The 19,492-nt window shown below is 64.7% G+C and carries 10 protein-coding genes; 7 read left to right on the top strand and 3 right to left on the bottom strand.

The window, feature by feature from the left end:
* Positions 1 to 52: 52 nt before the first annotated feature.
* Positions 53 to 1,009 carry a 1-phosphofructokinase family hexose kinase gene (locus tag BEN48_RS10580; protein ID WP_070734671.1) on the top strand — a complete coding sequence of 319 codons (957 nt, stop codon included), beginning with the start codon at positions 53 to 55 and terminating at the stop codon, positions 1,007 to 1,009.
* Between the two features lie 71 nt (positions 1,010 to 1,080).
* Here the strand turns inward: BEN48_RS10580 and BEN48_RS10575 are convergent, their stop codons facing one another.
* Positions 1,081 to 4,635 carry a PAS domain S-box protein gene (locus BEN48_RS10575; RefSeq protein ID WP_070734669.1) on the bottom strand — a complete coding sequence of 1,185 codons (3,555 nt, stop codon included), beginning with the start codon at positions 4,633 to 4,635 and terminating at the stop codon, positions 1,081 to 1,083.
* A 457-nt stretch (positions 4,636 to 5,092) separates the two neighbouring features.
* On the opposite strand from BEN48_RS10575, the gene BEN48_RS10570 reads away from it, so the two are divergent.
* The 5 genes from BEN48_RS10570 to BEN48_RS10550 all read left to right on the top strand — a co-directional run bounded on the left by BEN48_RS10570 (position 5,093) and on the right by BEN48_RS10550 (position 13,218).
* Positions 5,093 to 5,803, top strand: a complete 711-nt coding sequence (locus tag BEN48_RS10570) for a hypothetical protein (RefSeq protein ID WP_070734667.1) — start codon at positions 5,093 to 5,095, stop codon at positions 5,801 to 5,803.
* A 478-nt stretch (positions 5,804 to 6,281) separates the two neighbouring features.
* A complete protein-coding gene (locus BEN48_RS10565; RefSeq protein ID WP_083320969.1) occupies positions 6,282 to 9,698 on the top strand; it encodes a S41 family peptidase in 3,417 nt (1,138 codons plus the stop codon).
* 241 nt (positions 9,699 to 9,939) lie between these two features.
* On the top strand, positions 9,940 to 11,502 hold the full coding sequence (locus BEN48_RS10560) for an AsmA family protein (protein WP_070734665.1): 1,563 nt from the start codon (positions 9,940 to 9,942) through the stop codon (positions 11,500 to 11,502).
* On the top strand, positions 11,405 to 11,728 hold the full coding sequence (locus tag BEN48_RS18915; protein ID WP_141764583.1) for a hypothetical protein: 324 nt from the start codon (positions 11,405 to 11,407) through the stop codon (positions 11,726 to 11,728). Before BEN48_RS10560 ends, BEN48_RS18915 begins: the two co-directional genes overlap by 98 nt.
* On the top strand, positions 11,725 to 13,218 hold the full coding sequence (locus tag BEN48_RS10550) for an AsmA-like C-terminal region-containing protein (RefSeq protein WP_070734660.1): 1,494 nt from the start codon (positions 11,725 to 11,727) through the stop codon (positions 13,216 to 13,218). Before BEN48_RS18915 ends, BEN48_RS10550 begins: the two co-directional genes overlap by 4 nt.
* 159 nt (positions 13,219 to 13,377) lie before the next feature.
* On the opposite strand, the gene BEN48_RS10545 is transcribed toward BEN48_RS10550, so the two are convergent.
* On the bottom strand, positions 13,378 to 15,957 hold the full coding sequence (locus tag BEN48_RS10545; RefSeq protein ID WP_083320968.1) for a PAS domain-containing protein: 2,580 nt from the start codon (positions 15,955 to 15,957) through the stop codon (positions 13,378 to 13,380).
* Positions 15,958 to 16,218: 261 nt separating this feature from the next.
* Between BEN48_RS10545 and BEN48_RS10540 the strand changes: the two genes are divergently transcribed.
* Positions 16,219 to 16,902, top strand: coding sequence for a hypothetical protein (locus BEN48_RS10540; protein ID WP_125932588.1), 684 nt, complete (start codon positions 16,219 to 16,221; stop codon positions 16,900 to 16,902).
* A gap of 74 nt (positions 16,903 to 16,976) precedes the next feature.
* Here BEN48_RS10540 and BEN48_RS10535 read toward each other — a convergent pair whose 3' ends face one another.
* The gene (locus tag BEN48_RS10535) at positions 16,977 to 19,106 is read right to left on the bottom strand and encodes a carboxy terminal-processing peptidase (protein WP_070734655.1); all 2,130 of its coding nucleotides are present in this window, start codon (positions 19,104 to 19,106) and stop codon (positions 16,977 to 16,979) included.
* Between the last annotated feature and the right edge of the window lie 386 nt (positions 19,107 to 19,492).

Here is a 19,492-nt window from a genome sequence, read left to right as displayed (position 1 = left end):
GGCATACCCCGCCCGCCTTTGCGTTTAACCATCGACCCCCTTTCCCCTCCGCATGAATAACGTCGTCACCCTCACCCTCAACCCGGCCATCGACAAAAGCACGGCCGTGCCCAAGCTGGTGCCCGAGCAAAAGCTGCGCTGCGACCCGCCCAAAATTGAGCCCGGCGGCGGCGGCATCAACGTGGCCCGTGCCCTCAAACGGCTGGGCCTCGATGCCCAGGCCATTTTCGTGGCCGGCGGCCCGCCCGGCGAGGTGCTCCAGCAGCTCATAAGCCAGGAAGGCATTGCCTACCAGACCGTGCCCACGGCGGCCTGGACGCGCGAAAACTTCATTGTAGTCGACGCCTCCAACAACCAGCAGTTCCGCTTTGGTATGCCCGGCACCACGCTCACCGCCACCGAGCAGGCGCAGGTGCTGGCCACGCTCGACGCCCTCCCGGCCCGGCCCGATGTGCTGGTGGCCAGCGGCAGCCTGCCCCAGGGCATGCCACCCGAGTTCATGGGCAACATTGCCCGTTGGGCTCGCCAGGCCGGGGCCAAACTGATAGTGGATACCTCCGGCGACGCCCTGCAGGCGGCCGTGAACGAAGGCGTGTACCTGCTGAAGCCCAACCTGGGTGAGCTCAGCAAGCTGGCCGGCGTAGAAACCCTGGACAGTGAGTCGGCGGCCGATGCCGCCCGCTCCATTATCGCGCAGGGCAAATGCGAAATCGTAGTGGTGTCGCTGGGCCCCAACGGCGCCTGCCTGGTCACGCGCGACGAGGAAGAGTACATCCCGGCGCCCGCCGTGCGCAAGCGCAGCACCGTGGGCGCCGGCGACAGCATGGTGGCCGGCATGGTGTTCGCGCTCTGCCAAGGCCGGCCCATGCGCGAAGCCGTGCGCCTGGGCGTGGCCTGCGGCTCGGCTGCTACCATGAACTCCGGCACCGAGCTGTTTCACACCGCTGATGTCGAAAAGCTATTCCAGTGGCTGCTGCGCACCATGCCCCGGCCCGCGCCGGTTTCTTAAGGACCAGTGCAGGAGCAGGCACACTGATTTTAGAACGTCGGGCTGAATGCGTTGCGATTGCTGCTTCAAGACTACTTAGCGGCCGTGAGGTCGAGCAGCAGTTGGCAGAGGGCGGCCTCGTCGTAGGGCTTGGTGAGGCAGGCGTTCATGCCCGCGGCCAGGTAAGCGGCGCGGTCGGCTTCAAAAGCATTGGCCGTGAGGGCAATAATGGGGATATTGGCCAGCTTGGCGGCGGGGTGCAGCCGGATGGCCGTGGTCACCTGCACGCCGCTCAGGCCCGGCATCCGGATATCGAGAATGGCCGCGTCGTAGACGTGTTCCTGGAGTTGGGCCAGGGCATCGGAGCCGTTGTCAACGGCGTGCACGTGCACGCCCCAGTACTCCAGCACGGCCACGGCAATGCGCTGGTTCACCAGGTTGTCCTCGGCCAGCAGCACGCGCAGGCCCTGCAGGGCTTCGAAGCCGGCAGTGGGCGCCGCGGGGACGTGGTCCCCGGCGGTATCGGGGGCGCGGGGCAGTACCAGCTGAAACGAAAAGGTAGTGCCCTCACCGGGCACGCTGCTTAGCTGCAACGCGCCGCCCATTTGCTCCACCAGCTGGCGGCTGATGGTGAGGCCCAGGCCCGTGCCGCCGTACCGCAGGCTGGTATCGGCACTGGCTTGGGCGAAGGCCTCGAAGATGTGTACTTGCTCTTCGGGTGAGATGCCGATGCCGGTATCTTCCACGTAAAACCGCAGTCTTAGGGCCTGCGGGGTGTCCTCGAGGACTTCAGCCCCCAGCCGCACGTGGCCGTAGTCGGTGAATTTGATGGCGTTTGAGAGCAGGTTGAGCAACACCTGGTGCAGCCGGTAGGCATCGCCGAGTACCCGCGGCATGGCCGCGGGCAGCGGCTCAACCGTTAGGGCCAGGCCCTTCTGCGCCAACAGGGCCGCCACCGTTTGCCCGGCACCGTGCAGGGCCACCCCCAGGTCGAAGGGGGCGTGGTTGAGCACGTGGTGGTGGTGGGTGGTGATTTTAGCCATGTCCAGCACGTCGTTGAGCAAGGCCAGCAAGTGCTGGCCCGCGTGCTGCATGGTGGTGAGGTACTCGCGCTGCGGGGCGGTGAGCGAGGTTTTTTGCAGGAGCCCGGCCATGCCCAGCACCCCGTTCAGCGGCGTACGGATTTCGTGGCTCATGCGGGCTAGGAAGGCTTCTTTGGCCAAGGCATTTTCTTCGGCCTCCTGTTTGGCTAGCCGCAGGGCCCGCTCGGCCATAATGGCCGGCGTCACGTCGTAGCCCGAGGCCAGCACGTAGGGCGCGTGCCCTTCCTGCGCCACCTGGTAGGTGTAGTAGCGCAGGTAGCGCAGCTCGCCCTCCCGGGTTTGCACCTCAATGATTTGGTCTTCGGTCTTTAAGGGGTTTTCGCCTTCAAAATAAGCTTTGAGGGCAGCCCGGTGCTTGGGCGGCAGCGCTTCACTCAGGTTCTTGCCCACCAGCTGGGCGGCCGGAATGCCCAGCAGGCGCTCAATGGCGGGATTCACCGACAGCAGCGTGCCCTGCAGGTCGTGGGTGCAAATGAGGGCCTGCGAATAATAAACCAGGTCGTGGTATTGCTTCTCGCGGCGCTCCAGTGCCTGCCGCGCGCGCTTGGTGTCGCTGATGTCGGTGCTCACCGTAAGAATGTCCATCTGGCCATCGGGGCGCTCCATGGGCCGCTTGTGCACCTGGAAATGCAGTACCTCGCCCTCGTCATGCGTGAACGTCAGTTCCCGGGTCTGGGCCTGGCGGGTGCTGCGCACCAGCTCGTTCATGTCCCGGAGCTGCTTCATTTCTTCCGCCACAGCAACTGGCACCTCAGCCACGTGCCGGCGCTGGTACTGGGCCGAGATGACATCATAGGCGTGGTTGGAGAAGGTGACGCTGTCGTCGGGGGCCACCATGTACAGCGCGTTGGGCAGGGTGTTGATAATGTGGCGCACAAATGTTTGCTGCATCTGCAGCATCTCCTGCACCTGATGCTGCAGCTTTTCGGCCGTGTAGCGAGCCGTGATGTCAATGCCGGCGCCCACCATCAGCCGCAGGGCGCCGCTGGCGTCATATACCGGCCGGAAATAGCGGAGCATCAACTGGGGTTGCTGATTGCGGTCGGTGCGCATTTCTTCCCACGTCACGTCGGTGCGGGTGCGGGTGGCCAGCTCAAAGTACTGCTCCCGCTCCTTGGCCAGGCTGGCAGGGAGCTTGTCTTTGCGAATGGCAAAGTACTCGGCACTGGTGAGGCCGGTAATCTGCTGGCGCAAAGCCGCGTCCGACACCGCCGATGGGTTGACGAACAGAAAACGGTGCTGGGCGTCGAACACGGCCACATCCACCGGCAGCAGGTTCAGCACGGACTCGTAGAACTCCTGCTGCTCGGCCACCTTCTCCTCGGCCATTTTCCGCTCCGTGATGTCTACGCCCGAGCACAGCACCAGCTGCTCGCCATTGGCCGCCACCACGGGTCGGTAGCGCAGCCACCAGTGCTGCCGGCCCTGAGAGCTTGGCCATGTTTCCTCCCACGACACGTCCCGCTGTTCGCGCACGGCTTCGGCAAAGGCCGCGGCACGGCGCTGGGCCACGGCCTCCGGGCGCTTGCGGTAGACGCAGGTCTCGATGCTGGTCTTGCCCACCATCCAGGCCCGGGTGGTGGCGTTGGGCTCCAGCGCGGGGTTCAGAAACAGGTAGCGGTGCTCGGCGTCGAACACGGCCACGGCCGTGGGCACCTGCTCCAGCAGGCTATCAAAGAAAGCGCGCTGTTCGGCCAGCAGCCCTTCGGCCTGCTGCCGCGCCGTGATGTTGGTGAAGTACAGCGTTACAAACGCCTGGTCTGGCATGGCCGCCCCGGTGAGGAGGTAGTACCGGCCATTTATCTCCACCTCTTGTGGCGGCTGTTCGGGCGTGCGCAGCACCGCGCTCACCATGGCCAGCAGCCGCGCCAAAAGGCCAGCGGGAGCATCGGCGGCCAGGGCGGGCAGCAGCGGCTGGGCGGCCAGATTGGCATACAGCACTTCGCCGGCCGGGCTGAGACGCAAAATGGGGTTGGGGTTGTGCTGCGGAAGGGAGGACAGCGTCTGAATCTCGGCGTCGCGCTGGTGGCGCTCAGTCACGTCGCGGTAGCATATCAAGCGGCCGGCGCCTTCGGTTTCCAGCACCAGGTAATCGAGCTCTACAACCCGGCCGCTGCGCAATACAAACTCCTCCTGAAGCACGGTTTGTCCGGCGGCGTGGAGCGCCAGCGCCCGGGCCCGGAAGGTGGCCGGGTCCCGGAAGGCATCGTCGATGTGGACAGCAGCCAGGGGAATGGGGCCGTGGCCCTCGGCCGGCCCGGCCACTGGCGGCAGCCCAAACAAGCTCCAAAAATGCTCATTGACGTATTGAATCTGGCCAGCGGAGTCTACCAGCACAAAGCCCACGCGCAGATTTTGCACCAGGGCCGTGAGCTGGGTGTGGTGCTGCCGGGCGCGGCTGGCACTGGCGGCCGCTTCCTGCTTAAGCATCGCAATTTCGGCCTGGGCGGCCGCCAGAGCAGCCTCAGCTTGCTCGCGTCCGGCCCGTTCCGAGGCAACCTGCACCGCCCACTCGGCAGCGGAATTAGTAGTAACAGCAGACATAGCCGTAAAATAATGAGTAGCGGATTGGCCAGCACCTCAGCCGCCAGATTGGGCAATACGAACAAATTCGACTACGAACCCAAGAGGTATCAAAGATAACTTGTTTCAAAAAACAACCCTCAACAACAGCCCCCTGTTCAGCTACAGGTGTTCAGCTACAGGTGTTCATTTTTTTAATCCTTTCTGAGGTTGAAAAAATCATTGGGCAACGGCAAGTTCCGGGGCATTGCGATGATGCAGGCAACCGCTTTGGCGGGCGGGCCCCGACTTTGGCACCGTGGTGGCCCGTCCACCGGTATTGCTCCCCGCCGACGCCCCCCCAAAACCGCGACTCAAGCGCTACTGAGAAACCAGCTATTGCGTAGGCTTTCCGGTTGTTTGCGGGCCGGGCCCGTAAACCCGGCTGCAGGGGCTGCCACCATTCGCCGCCTCTCGCCTCATCCCGATACTTATCAATATGTCGACCACCGAGCATAAATTCACCGTTGAGCGTTTGTCCTTCACCTCTTTAACTGAGCTGCCCGGTGCCTGGCAGAACTCGGATTATAAAGAGCTGCTGAAGAAGATGAACTACGAAAACCCGGACGACATTAGCGAAGCCGAGCTAAAAGACATGTGCCTGATGTCGTTCACCGATTTGGAGCCGCGTGAGGCCGCCGAAGTTGTGCTGGGCTACCTATTTCCGGAGCAGCTGAACGACGGGCAAATCGAGAACCTGTCGCACCAGATGCTGACGGAAAAGCTTTGGGAAGAAAACCCCGAGCTGCCGCTGCACCAGGGCTTCTACAACGCCACCCAGCTGCTGCACACGGCCTACAACGGCACCTTCCCGCGCACCCAGGCCGTGGAGTTCCAGGTGAAATGCACCCCGGAAAATGCCGAGGGCCTTGTCCTTTTCGACGAGGCGCCCGAAGCCCCGCTCCTGCGCCTGCTGGCCCAGGGCCTGCCCGACAGCTCGCTGATTAACCGGCTGTTTTCAACCCACCTGGCCGGCACCGAATTCGAGGAAGCCAAGTCGATAATCTGGGAATTGAAAACGGTGGAAAAGACCAATACCTCCATCACCTTCGACGTGATGAGCTCCACCAACTGGCTGGACGATTTCAAGTACGCCGACACCTACGAAGCTACCACCCAGGCCGATTCCGTGGCGGAAACCGAGGAGTAGGCCCGCCCTTTCCCAGCGCCAAAATCTTGAGTGCCGGCAGCAGCCCATGTTGCCCAACTTCCTGGTAAAAAGCCCCACCGCAGTGCCTCCTTATGGCAGGCCGCGTTGGGGCTTTTGCGTTGGTATCGGTCGGAACTCGCCGCTGCCGCTGGCCGGTGTTGAGCGTGCGGTGTGGCGGGGCAGCGCTTGCTGCTGTGCCCCTGCATCATGCCATAAGCACCTGTCATGCTGAGCGCAGCGAAGTATCCTATCAGGTTTGAGCCGGATGTTCAGCGGTGAGAGGATGCTTCGCTGCGCTCAGCATGACAGGTGCTTATGGTAGTAACCCTATGGCCAACGCGAAGCACACCCGCACGGCGCCAGGGCGCGCAGCACTGCTTCGCGCTACTCCCCTGCTGGCCTTGTGTTTTCTCAGCGGGCGAATGGCATGTCGATAAATGCTTGTACTATTACCTCTTCAATTAGCAACGTCTTTCTGATGGCATTTTTACTCCCTCACCAAAAGCCCGTTAGCCGCTGGCTGCGGCCGGCGCGAGCAGCACGCGCGCTGCCCTTCCTCACTGCTTTCCTGCTGGCGCAAGGTGCGCAGGCGGCCCCGACGCCGGTGCCGTACTTCTCGGAGCCGGCCGTGTCGCCCAACCGCATGGAGCTGGCTTTTGTGTCGGGCGGCGACATCTGGACCAGTCCGGTGGCGGGTGGCGAAGCCCGTTTGCTGGTGTCGCACCCGGCCACCGAAAGCCGGCCGCTGTACTCGCCCGATGGCCGTTCGCTGGCCTTCATTTCCACGCGCACCGGCAACGGCGACGTGTACGTGCTGGCCCTGGAAACCGGCGAGTTGCGCCGCGTGACCTTCGACGATGCCCCCGACCAGCTCGACAACTGGTCGGCCGATGGCAAATGGCTCTACTTCTCCTCAACCAGCCGCGACATCGCCGGCATGAACGACATCTACCGGGTGCCAGCCACCGGGGGCACGCCCACCCCGGTGAGCGCCGACCGCTACGCCAACGAATTCTTCGCCGCGCCCAGCCCCGACGGCAAACTGCTGGCCTTCAGCGCCCGCGGCATTGCCAACAACCAGTGGTGGCGCCACGGCCACAGCCACCTCGACGAGTCGGAAATCACCCTGCGGCGCGAAGGCGCCGGCGGCGCACCCACCTACGAGGCCCTGACCACGGGCGGCGGCAAGGCGTTGTGGCCCATGTGGGGCGCGGGCGGCCAGCGCCTGTTCTACGTGTCGGACCAGGCCGGGCCCGAGAATATCTGGGTGCTGGGTTTGAACGGCGACAAAACCGCCGCCCGGCCCGTCACCTCCTTCAAGGACGGGCGCGTGCTCTGGCCCAGCATTTCCTACGACGGCAAGCTCATTGCCTTCGAGCGAAACTTCAAGCTGTGGACCATGGACACCGACAACGGCCAGGTGCGCGAAGTAGCGGTGCAGCGCCGGGGCGTGCCCGCCGGGCCGGCCGTGGAACGCCTGCGGTTTACGGACCGCCTGCAAGAGCTGGCCCTATCGCCTGATGGCACCAAAGTAGCCTTTGTGGTGCACGGCGAAGTGTTTGCCGCCTCGGCGGCCGATGGTGGCGAGGCCACCCGCATTTCGCAGACGCCGGCCGCCGAATCGGGCCTGGCTTGGGCACCCGATAGCCGCCGGCTGGTGTACGTATCGGAGCGCGATGGCCCGGGACACCTCTACAGCTACGCCTTTGGCACCGGCAAGGAAACCCGCCTGACCAACAGCACCCTCAACGACGCCGCGCCCGCCTTCTCGCCCGATGGTAAGTTGCTGGCCTTCCAGCGCGACGCCCGTGAGCTGCGGGTGCTGGACGTGGCCACTAGTAAGGATAAAGTATTGGCCCGCGGCATCTTCGGCCGCCCGCCCTCCAGCCCCGAGCGGAACGTGGTGTGGTCGCCCGATGGCAAGTGGCTGGCCTTCATGCCCCGGGGCGGACGCGGCTTCACCAATGCCTCGGTGGTGCCGGCGGCGGGCGGCGCGGCCCGCGCCGTGAGCTTTGTGGCCAACACCAACTCCAATTCCGTGTCGTGGAGCCCCGACGGCAAGTACCTGCTGTTCGACACCGGCCAGCGCACCGAAGACGCCCAGGTGGCCCGCGTCGATTTGTTGCCTCGCACGCCCCGCTTTCGCGAGGACCAGTTCCGGGACTTGTTCAGGGAACAGCCAGCCCCGGCCCCCAGCGCGCCCGGCCGAACCCCGGCGCCCTCCACCAGGTCCGCTACGAATCGCCCCGTGGTGCTGCCGGGCGGGCCCACCGACTCCATTGGCACGAGAAAAGGCGTGGCGGGTGCCAAAGCCCCCAAGCCGCCGGTGAAGGTTGATTTTGAGGACATTCGCCGCCGGCTGAGCTTGCTGCCCGTGGGCGTGAACGTGGGTTCGCACAGCATCAGCCCCGATGGCAAGTGGCTGCTGCTAACCGCTTTTTCGGCCAATCAATCGAACCTGTACGTGTACCCGCTCGATGAGCTGAGCAAGGAGCCGGCCGTGGTGCGCCAGCTCACGTCCACCACCGGCGCCAAACGCGACGCGCAGTTTTCGCCCAACAGCAAGGAGGTGTTTTACCTCGACCAGGGCACCATCAAAGTAGTGCCCGTGGAAACCGGCAAGGGCACCCCGCGCAGCGTGGCCGTGAGCGCCGAGATGGACGTGGACTTTGAGAAGGAGAAAATGGTGGTGTTTGACCAGGCCTGGACCCTTATGCGCGACTTCTTCAACGACTCCACTTTCAACGGGGTGAACTGGCCGGCGCAGCGCGAAGTGTACGCGCCCCTCATTGCCGGGGCCCGCACCGTGGACGAAGCCCGCCGCCTCACCAACCTGATGATAGGCGAGCTCAACGCCTCGCACTCCGGCCACAACCCCGCCCCCGCCGCGGGCGGCACGGTGCCACCCGCCACGGGCCGCCTCGGCCTGCGTTTTGAGGCGCCCGAATACGAGCAGAACGGCCGCCTGCGGGTGAGCACCGTGCTGCCGCTGAGCGCCGCCGCGCTGGCCGGCATTCGCCCCGGCGACGTGCTGCTGGCCGTGAACGGCACGGCTCTTACCCCCAGCACCAACCTCGACGAGCTGCTGCAGTACCAGGTGGGCCGCCGCGTGACCCTGCGTGTGGGCAGCGGCGCGGCCACAGCCCCGGCCACCGGCAAGCGCAAAAGCAAGGCCGCCCCCGCCGCCACCGAGCGTGACGTGGTGGTGCGCCCCATCAGCCGTGAAACCGAAAAAGCCCTCGACTACCGGCAGTGGGTGGAGGAGCGCCGCGCCTACGTGGCCAAAGCCAGCGGCGGCCGCCTGGGCTACGTGCACATGTTTGACATGTCGGCCGGCGCGCTGGCGCAGCTCTACCTGGACCTTGACGCCGAAAACATGGGCCGCGAAGGCGTGGTGGTGGACGTGCGCAACAACAACGGCGGCTTCGTGAACGTGTACGCCATTGACGTGCTGGCGCGCCGCAGCTACCTCACCATGAGCAACCGCAGCCAGCCCACCCCCATGCCGGCGCGCACCGCCCTGGGCCAGCGTGCCCTGGAGCTGCCCACGGTGCTCGTCACCAACCAGCACTCCCTGTCCGACGCCGAGGACTTCAGCGAAGGCTACCGGGCCGAGAAGCTGGGCAAAATAGTGGGCGAGCCCACTGGCGGCTGGATTATCTTCACCGGCGGCGCCACGCTGCTCGATGGTTCCAGCCTGCGCCTGCCGGGCAGCACCATCCGGGCCGCGCGCGACGGCAAGGTGATGGAGATGAACCCCCGCCCCGTGGACGTGGCCGTGACCCGACCCATGGGCGAGAGCTACACCGGCCGCGACGTGCAGCTGGATACTGCCGTGAAGGAGCTGCTGGGCCAGCTAAAGACCAGCCCTGCAGGGGCTACAGGCAGCCGTTAGCGGCAAGAAAGCATGTAATAACGTGAAACAGCCCCGGGCAGCAGTGCTCGGGGCTGTTGCGTTAAAGGACTCTAATTCTAACCGATTAGGCCGTCATGCTTCGACAACGCTCAGCGTGACGCCTAATCGGTTAGAATCTAAACGCTATGGTTGTGGTTGAGCAGCGTCCATTCGCGTAAGCGGCGATACCTTCACCACGCTTCGCACGACTACGCGGCTCCTTTCTACCCCTTTTCGCTTCATGACGTCATTTCCTATCCGTCGGCTACTGGCTGGGCTGCTGCTGCTGGGCGTGGCGGGGGCGGTGGTGGCCGTGTGGCTTTTCGGCACGGAATACGGGCGGCGGCGCATTGCGCAGGAAGTGCGGCAAGGCCTCACGGCCAATTCGGAGCTGGTGCTGGGGCCGTTTGAAGTTGATTTTTCGCCCTGGCGCGACTTCCCGCACCTCACGGCCTCGCTGCACCACATCAGCCTGACCGACACCTCGCACCGGCGGCGGGTGCCGGTGCTGCGCCTGCAGCGGGCCGATATGCGCCTGGAGCTGGCCAGCCTGCTGCGCGGCACCATCCAGGTTACCCGCCTGGTGATATCGGACGTGGATTTCCGCGAACGGGTGGACTCGCTGGGGCGCTCCTGGGGCCTGCGTGGCAAGCGCCGCAAGGGCACGGGCTCCCCGCCCACCCTCAACCTGGATTTGCAGGAGCTGGTGGTCAACAACTTTCGGTTTAGCTCGCACAACGGCTACTCGCGCAGTGCCTTTGGGGTGCGGGTGCGGCAAGCGCGGCTCAGGGCCCGGCTGCGGGGCGGCGTGCTGCGCGTAGCGGGCTCCCTTGATGGGCAATTGAGCTACCTGCGCACCCGCTTCGGCACCATGTTTGAACGCGAGCCGGTGCAGGCCTGGGTGCATTACAAGTACAAATTTGAGAACCGCCAGGGCCTGCTCTACCAGACGCGCGCCACCCTCAACGGCGACACCATTCGGGTGACCGGCACCCACACCGTGGACCCCAACCAGCCCGTGGGCACTTGGCTCCAGCTGAAATTCATAGGCAACCAGCCCCTGACGGAGGTGCTGCGCGCCGCCCTGCCGCCCCGCCTCGAATCCTACCTGGTGGGTGCCACCAGCCCCAGCAAGGCCCACATTCACTACACCATCACGGGGCTGAGCGGGCCCACCGTGACGCCCCGCAACGTGCTCACGTTCCGGCTGCGCAACGCCAGCCTGCGCTGGCCCGAACCCGCGCGCCGCATCAACCGCTGGGACCTGCAGGGCACTTACGATAATGGCCCGGCCCACAACCTCAAATCGACGGTGCTTACCCTGCAGCGCTGCCGCATCTACTCGCCCGTGGGCAAGCTGGACGTGGCCCTGACCATGCGGGATTTCAAGCGTCCGTACGTGAACGGCCATTTTCGGGGGCGCACCGAGCTGCCGGGACTGGCCGCCGTGCTGGCCCCCGGGCAACTACGAGCCCGCGCCGGCATTGCCGACCTCGACGTGCGGGTGCGGGGCCTGCTGCCCGCGCGCCGGCCGGCCCTACCCGGGACCACCGCAAAGAGGGCTGTCGCTGCGCGGCACGCTGGCCCTGCGCGGCGCGGCCCTGGGCCTGCCCCGGCGCGAGGCCGAGCTGACGCAGCTCAACGTGCAGATTGGCCTGCGCGACAGCCTCTGGCGCCTCTCCAATGCGGCCGGCGTGCTCAACGGCATGCGGTTTCGGGCCTCGGCCACCACCACCTACCTCTACGACTACCTCAACGACCAGCACCCCACGGCCAGCATCCGCGGCACTTTCTCGGTGGATGAGCTGCGGCTGGGCCGGCTGCGCACCCTGCTGCGGCCCCTGCCGCGTACGGTGGGGCCGGGGTTTTCGCCGGGGAGCCTGCCCAAACCGGCCCGCGACCGCGCCGACCGCGCCCAGCTGGCCGCCACCCTGGGTAGCGAGCTCATTCCGCCGGGCCTGCTGCTGAACGTGGACCTGCGCTGCCAGCGCTGCTGCTGGCCACCGACACGCTCACCGACCTGGCCGTGACCGTGCGCCACGACGGGCAGCGCGTGCAGCTGCGCAACCTGGCCGGGCGCGTGTGGGGCGGCCGCGTGCAGGGCCAGGTAGAATGGCCCACCGACCCCGACAACCGCGTGGCGCCGGTGCAGTACCAGCTGGGCATTCGCTTCGCCGCGCTCGACTACGAGCAGTTTGTGGCCCACCTCCGCAAGCCCGACGCGCCGGCAGTTCCCGCCAAAAGCAAAGCCAAAGGCGCGGCCCTGCCCGCCCTGCGGGACCTGCTGCTGGCCGCCAACGGCCGTATAAACGTCGACATCGCCTACGTGCAGCTGCCCAACGACCAGAGCCTGCGCGACGTGCAAATGCGCCTGGAAAAGTCCGGGGAGCTCCTGCAACTGCCCTTCCTGCGCTTCCGCACCCCCGAAGGCGGCCGGGGCGAGGCCACCGCCACGGTGCAGGTAGAAGACATGCGCTTTGTGGCCGCCGATGCCGACGTGACCCTGCGCTACGGCACTCTGGACGTACCGCGCCTGCTGGCCCTGGTGGCCAGCCTGACCACCCCCGCCAGCGCGGCCCCCACGGCCCGCACCCAGGCTCGGGCCGCCCGGCGCGCCATCCGCAAGGAAACGCAGCCCAACGCCTCCATGGTGGCAAACGGGGTGCTGAGCGCGGTGCTGCGGGTGGAGGCCGACGAGGTGCGCTACGCCGCCATTCGGGGCACGCGGTTCCGGCTGGTGTCGCGCCTGCTGGAGGGCGAGGCCCAGCTCGACAACTGCACGTTTGATGCGTTTGAGGGCCGCATCAGTCTGCGGGGGCAAATGCTCACCACCACCGACCGGGCGCACCACCCCGCCCAGGCGCAGGTGCAGCTGGAGGACCTGCAGCTTTCGCCGCTTTTTGCCACTGCCAACGCCATGGGCCTGAACGTGCTGGGCGGCGACAACATTCGCGGGAGCCTGCGCGGCGTGGTGGACCTGCGCACCAACCTGGGCCCTACGTTCCTGCCCGACCTGCAGACCACCGTGGGCTACCTCAAAACCGATTTTCGCGACCTGGAGCTGCTGAACGTGGAAGTATTGATGGAGGCCCTGAAGTTTATCAAAGCCGAGCGCAGCAGCCATTTGTACTTCGAGCCCGTGAGCAGCCAGTTCATTCTCGCCGATGGCCAGCTGCTCATTCCCAGTTTGCGCCTGAACAGCAACATCAGCAGCCTGGAAGTGAGCGGCCGCTACGGCCTGACCGGTCGCAGCAATCTGTACGTGGGCCTGAAACCCCTGCAGGCCCTGTTTGGCAACAACAGCAAGCGCGTGGAGCGCATTCAGGAAGGCGAGCCCAAGCGCAACGCCAACCGCAAGCTTACCTACATCAACCTGCGCCGCGACGCGCCCGGCGATAAGTACAAGGTGCGGTTCTTCCAAAAGGGCGAGCAGCGCCAGGCCCAGGACATCCTGCGCCAGCAGTACCGCGCCCTGCTGCGCACGGAGCGGCTGGACACTACCATGCGCCTGGTGCGGTAAGCCCTTTCGCATTACGCCAGCGCCCGGAAAATAACTTTAGTGGCACCGGGCACCAGGTGCCGCAGGGCGCTACAGGAACACCCGGAACGTGGTGCCCTCCCCTATCTCGCTTTCTACCTCCACGCGGCCGCCGTTGCTCTGCACAATGCGGTTGACAAGTTAAAGTCCGACGCCCGTGCCCTCGGTGTGGTCGTGGAAGCGGCGGAAGAGGTGAAACAGCTCGCCGCGGTGCCGCTGCACGTCGAAGCCCAGGCCGTTGTCTTCCACAAGCAGCACGGGGCGACCTTCCTGCACCCACACCGAGAGGTGCACGCGGCAGGGCCGGCTGGGGTCGGCATACTTCAGCGAATTGCTGAGCAGGTTGAGCAGAATGGTGCGCAGGCTGGCGCGGGCGTAGGTGATGGTAGGCCGGGACGAAAAATCGGTGGTAACGCGGGCGCGGGCGGCCTGCACCTGCGGCTGCAGGGTTTGCAGCAGTTCCTGGGTTATTTCTTCCAGCGCCACCGTTTCGGCGGGCAGCTCGGGCAGGCGCTGCACCTGGCCCACGGTGGCCAGGTCATCGATGGTGCCGGAGAGCTGGCGCAGGGCTTCGTCCACCATCGGCAGCAGGGTGGCTTCTTCTTCGGGGTCGGTGAAGGCGGTGACCAAACGTACCTCTTGGAACAGCCCCGCCAGGTTGTTGACCGGCTGCTTGAGGTCGTGGGAAGCCGCGTACACAAAATTGTCGAGGTCCTGGTTGGTGCGCAGCAGCTGCTGGTTGGTACTGGCCAGCTCGTTGTTGCGCACGCTCACGGCTTCGTTGGCGGCCTGCAGCTCGGCGTTGGCCAGGGCCAGACGCTGGCGGGCGGCTACTTGCTCGCTCACGTCGGTGGCCACGGCCGCTATCCCCGTAATCCGGCCCTGGGCATCGCGCAGGGGCTGGTACACAAAGTTCAGGAACACGGTTTTAAATTCGCCGTTGCGTGGCAGCTGCGCGGGTTTCTCCTGCGCCACGTAGGGCACGCCCGTGGCCATTACGCGTTCAAGCAGTGTCTCGAAACCCTGGCCGCGCAGCTCGGGCATGGCATCGAGCAGCGGCTTGCCCAGCACCTCGTCGCGGGTGTGGCCCCACAGCGCGCAGACCACGCTATTGGCCAGCTCCACTACCAGCTCCGGCCCGCGCAGCACGGCAATGGCCACCGGCGCCTGCTCAAACAGGTCCTGCAGCTGCACGTCGCGGTGCTGCACCTCCTTCTGAAGAGCGGCGGTCTGCTGGCGGGCCAGTACCTGCTCCGTCACATTAAAGGCAAAGGAGGACACGCCTACGGTCACGCCGTTTTCGCGATGGGCCTGGTAGGTGAAGGTGTAGTAGGCCTCGGGCAACCGGGCGCCCGTGGCATCGCGCGGCTGAAAGGGCATCTCAACCCCCACAAAGGGCTCACCGGTACGGTACACCTGGTCGAGCAGGGCAACGAACCCGAGCTCCTCGGTTTCGGGCAGGACCTCAGCCAGGGGCTTGCCCAGCAGCTCGCGCCCTTGCAACAGGGCCTGGTAGCCGGGGTTAAGGTACTCAACCCGGTGGTCGGGGCCACGCAGGATGGCCACGCTGGCCGGGGTTTGCTCAAATACCTGGTACAGGGTTTCGCGCTGGCGCACCAGCTGCTGGGCCGCCGCCAGCGCCTGCACCTGCAGGGCGTCGTTGCGCTGCTTCGCCAGCACCTGCTCCGTTACTTCGAAGGCAAACACCAGGACGCCATCAACTTGCCCGTGCTCGTTGTAGCGCGCCTGCTGCACGTAGTCGAAGTACAGGTGTTCCAGCGGCTGGCCCTCGTACCGGGCTACCGGAACCAGTATGCTGCTTTCTGCACTGCTCTCACCGGTTTGGTACACCCGCTGCAGGCTCTGCCACACCGCGTGATTGGTTAGTTCGGGCAGCGCCTGCAGCAGGGGCCGCCCCTCCAGCCGCCGCCCCGGAAACAGGGCCTGATAAGCTGGATTCACCAATTCAAACACCAGATTGGGACCGTCCAGAATGCAGATGGCGGCGGGCACTTGCCGGAAAAACCGGTCCAGCCGCATCCGCTCCCGCTCGGCTTCGCTTTGGGCGGCCTGCAGCCGGGCGGTGCGGTCGGCTACCCGGGCCTCCAGCTCCTGGTTGAAGTCCTGTAACACTACCTGCGCCAGGAAGAGGGTGTCGTTGGTGGCTCGAATCTCCTCGTTGGCCGCTTGCAGCTCCTCGTTGGCCACGGCCAGCTCTTCGTTGGCAGTGGCCAGCTCGGCGTTGATTGATGAGGCGCGGGCTTCGCTATGGGCCAGCTTCTGCCGGGCTGTGGCCATCGCCGTGCGTTCTTCGCTCGCCATGTCCGCAAGGCTCACCACCAGTCCCTCCCCCACACGCCGTGCCGATAGCTGGAAGTAGGTATCCAGCCCGTGGTGCTGGTAGTTAAATTTATACTGCGCCGGCACGCCGGACTCAAAAACGCATCGATAGAACTCAAAAACACCGTTTTGGCTCGTGTCCGGATACAGCTGCCGGTACGTTTGAGTAGGGCGCGCTGGCAAACTCAGCAGCTGCTGAGCGGCCGCGTTCAGCAGGCCAAGCCCAAAGTCCACAATGGTGCCATCACCGCCCCTGATGGGCAGGTAGAGCACGAAGCCTGTGAGCGAAGTTTCGAACAGGCCCACCAGCAGCTCATCAGGGATGAACTGGCCGCGGAGGTCGTCGGGAAAAGGCACAGGAGCAACGACAGAAGCGGACATGTGGCGAATGTACGGAAGCGGCAAGGGAGCAGCAGGGACACTGTGCTGATTCCTCGGTACCTGTCGTGATTCAGCGCGTTACCCCTGTGCCTTAGCATTCGAACCCGGTACCGTGGAGTAAAGGAATAAATACGAGCAGCAAAGCACCTTCACCGTGGAAGTGGAGTAAGCCGCCTGTACCACCCATAGCTTTGAAAAGGCGCCGTTCACTCGAACGGCGCCTTTTTGCCTATCTTCCGCCCCGTACTTCTATTTGCTACCATGCGTCTGTTGTTTGCCTCCTCGTTGTTGCTCTCCTTCCTCGGCTGCGAGAAAGAAAAAGGCCCCGTGGCCGTGCCGGTAGGCTTCCTGCCGGAGGTCACCATCACCCCCACCGCCCGCACCATGCAGCGCGGAGATACACTATGGTTGGAAATGAACTGCTCCGACTCGCTGTTGGACCGCCACAGCGGACGCCGCTTTCGGGTTCGGCCGCAGGACGTGGCCTTACGGTCTGCCATACTTTTCAGGAGGCTTGTCGGAGTGGGCCAGGAACCTGCTAGCATTGCTCCATCTTTTCGAATTGTAGAGAAGATTGGTCGCGCCGCTGTCAAAGGCTCCATCAGTGCCAGTTTCGAACCGGAATATAACGGAGCCCGCTATCGAGCCCGCATCGGCCTAATTCCCACCCAGACCGGGGTCACTGCCATTTCTCTCATCATGGTTCCGGTTGAAGGTACTCGGGGCCTTGGGCGATTTACTCCTTTCGTTGCTTTACCGCCCGACGCCGAGGGCCGCGAACAAAAGGCCGTGCTGGACGAATCGTTTTACGTCATCAATGGCGGCAAGGCCAACAACTTCGACTTGTTCGCCCAGCATACCAAAGCGTATTTTTTCGAGCCAGGCATCCATATCCAACAAGACATCTACGAAACTAAGAGCACCTTCACCGTGGAAGTGAAGTAAACAACGGCCCTGTCTACCAAGCAAAACGCCCCTGTCGCTTCTCAGCGGCAGCGTTTTGCGGTTGCAATTTCTCGTTACTTCAGCCCATCGTTGAGCACGGCTACGGCTTCGGCCAGGGCGGCGTCTTTGCGCAGGGGCTTCAGGAAGCGGGCGGCGCGCTTGGCCACGGCCGAGTCGGCGGGAGCCGGGCGGGCATCGGCCGTGAGGGTGGCCACGTCCAGCGATGGCAGCGCGTTTTGGGCGGCGGTTTGCTGCTTGTTGGCGTCGCGGGCCTGCTGCTGGGTGGCGCGGTAGGCGGCCAGGTTCAGCGACAGCGTGGTTTGCTTGCGGCGGATGGTGGCCCGGTCGGCCGCTTCCGTGATGAGGCGGAAGCCGGGGCTGGCGGCCACGCGGGCCGCGCTGGCGGCTCGCAGCTGCTCCACCGACGCCACCGTGTTGGTGGGCTGGTACTTGGCGGGCGCAATTTCGTCCCATTTCAGGGCGTACTCAGCTTCCTGCTCGCCTTTCGCGAAGGACGTGAGAGCATCGGGCAGCATGATATCGGGCACCACGCCTTTAAACTGGGTGGAGCCGCCGTTCACGCGGTAGAATTTCTGCAGCGTGAGCTTGAGCGAGCCCAGGGGCTTGAGGCCCTGCAGGTCCGGCGACACTGCCCGGTCGAGGTCGAACACCTGCTGCACGGTGCCTTTGCCGTAGGTGGTGCTGCCCATCACCACACCGCGCTTGTAGTCCTGCATGGCCGCGGCCAGAATCTCGGAGGCCGAGGCGCTGTACTTGTTCACGAGCACCACCAGCGGGCCGCCGTACTGCACCTGCGGGTCGGTGTCGCTCAGGGCCTCGGCGGGGTTGCGGTTGTCTTTCACCTGCACCATGGGGCCGGTGGGCACGAAGAGGCCGCCCATTTCCACGGCGTCCTGCAGCGAGCCGCCGCCGTTGTAGCGCAGGTCCAGGACCACGCCGGCCACGTTTTCCTTGCTCAGCTTGGCCAGCTCGGCTTTCACGTCGGTGGCGCTGCTGCGGCCGCCCTTGCGGCCAAAATCGGCGTAGAAGCCGGGCAGGTGAATGTAGCCGTAGTTGCGGCCGTCGCGCTTGATGATGGCCGACTGGGCGTAGGTCTCCTCAATCACCACCACGTCGCGAATGATGGGAATGACCACCGTGGCGCCGTCGGGCTTGCGCACCGTCAGGCGCACTTCGGTGCCCTTGGGCCCGCGAATGAGCTTCACGGCCTTCTCGAACCGCATGCCTTCCACGCTCACCGGCTCGGCGCCGCCCTGGGCCACGCGCAGGATGAGGTCGCCCACTTTCAGCTCGCCCTGCCGGAACGAGGCCGAACCGGCCACGATGTCCGTCACCTTCAGCTTGCCTTCGTCTTCCTGCAGCTGGGCGCCGGTACCCTCCAGCCGGCCCGACATGGCAATGTCGAAGTTGTCGCGCACGATGGGCGCAAAGTACTCGGTGTGGGGGTCGTAGGTATTGGCAATGACGTTGGCGAACTCGGCCAGCCGGTCATCGGCATCGTTCTGCAGCTGGTCGGCAAACGACTCGTCGTAGTACTTCAGCACGCGCTTGCGGGCGGCAGCTTCCAACTCCACCGGCGTGCGCGGGCGCTCCATGGTGGTGGAGGCCGCCGCGCCCACTTTGGCGGCGGCCAGCGGCTTGTCTTTCTTGCGCGCCTCCTCGTCCATCAGCTCCGAGAGCTGGGCTAGGGTCTGGTATTTGAGCAGCTTGCGCCACTGCTCGCGCTGAGCGGCGGGCGTGGCCGCGAATACGGCCTTGGTGGGGTCGGTTTCCCAGGTTTCCTGCACCGTGAAGTCGAAGGGCTGGGCCAGAAGCTGGCGGTAGAGCACCTGAATTTCGAGGGTGCGCTTGGCCAGTATCTGACTGGTCACGTCCAGGAATTCGTGGGTGCCGCCCTTCAGCTGGTCGTCTATCTTGGTTTGGAAGCGGCGCAGCTGCGCTACTTCGGGCGCCAGCAACAGCTGCTTGTTCACGTCTACCCGCTTGAGGTAGAGGTCGAACACGCGCTGCGAAAACTGGTCGTCCAGCTTTTCGGGCTGGAAGTGGGCCACGCTCAGGCCCTGCAGCATGGTACCCAGCACCACCTGGTCGCGCGGGGGCGTGCCCTGGTACACGGAGTAGGAAGCCAGCCCCAACAGGGCCGCCGTAGCGTACAATCCTAGCTTAAAACGGGGTACTTGCATGCGAGAAAGGATTCAGGAAGTAAGAATAATGAACGAGCGCCGGTAACTGGCTATGCCCTGGCAGGAGGCACTTGTTGCGCCAAAGGTGGCAACTGATATGCCACAATCGCACCAAGTACTGGTATAAAGTCCAAAAGGCACCAATAAGGTTGCGAAAAGTAGCTATACCACTCGTAATATATTAAAGCTGTCTAAAAAGTCGCCAGAACATATCAGCCCGTCATGCTGAACTGGTCGAAGCATCTCTCCCACGCCTCTTGTCATCCTGAGCCCAGCGAAGAACCTTGTCCCAGGAAAAGAGTCGTTCACCGGTGAAAAGATGCTTCCTTCGGTACGCCAGATTAGGCATGACAAGAGGCGCGGGAGAGATGCTTCGGCAGGCTCAG

This window comes from Hymenobacter glacialis (genome assembly GCF_001816165.1).
In the GTDB taxonomy this organism is placed as follows: Bacteria; Bacteroidota; Bacteroidia; order Cytophagales; family Hymenobacteraceae; genus Hymenobacter; species Hymenobacter glacialis.
This window is presented reverse-complemented; position numbering and strand designations above follow the sequence as displayed.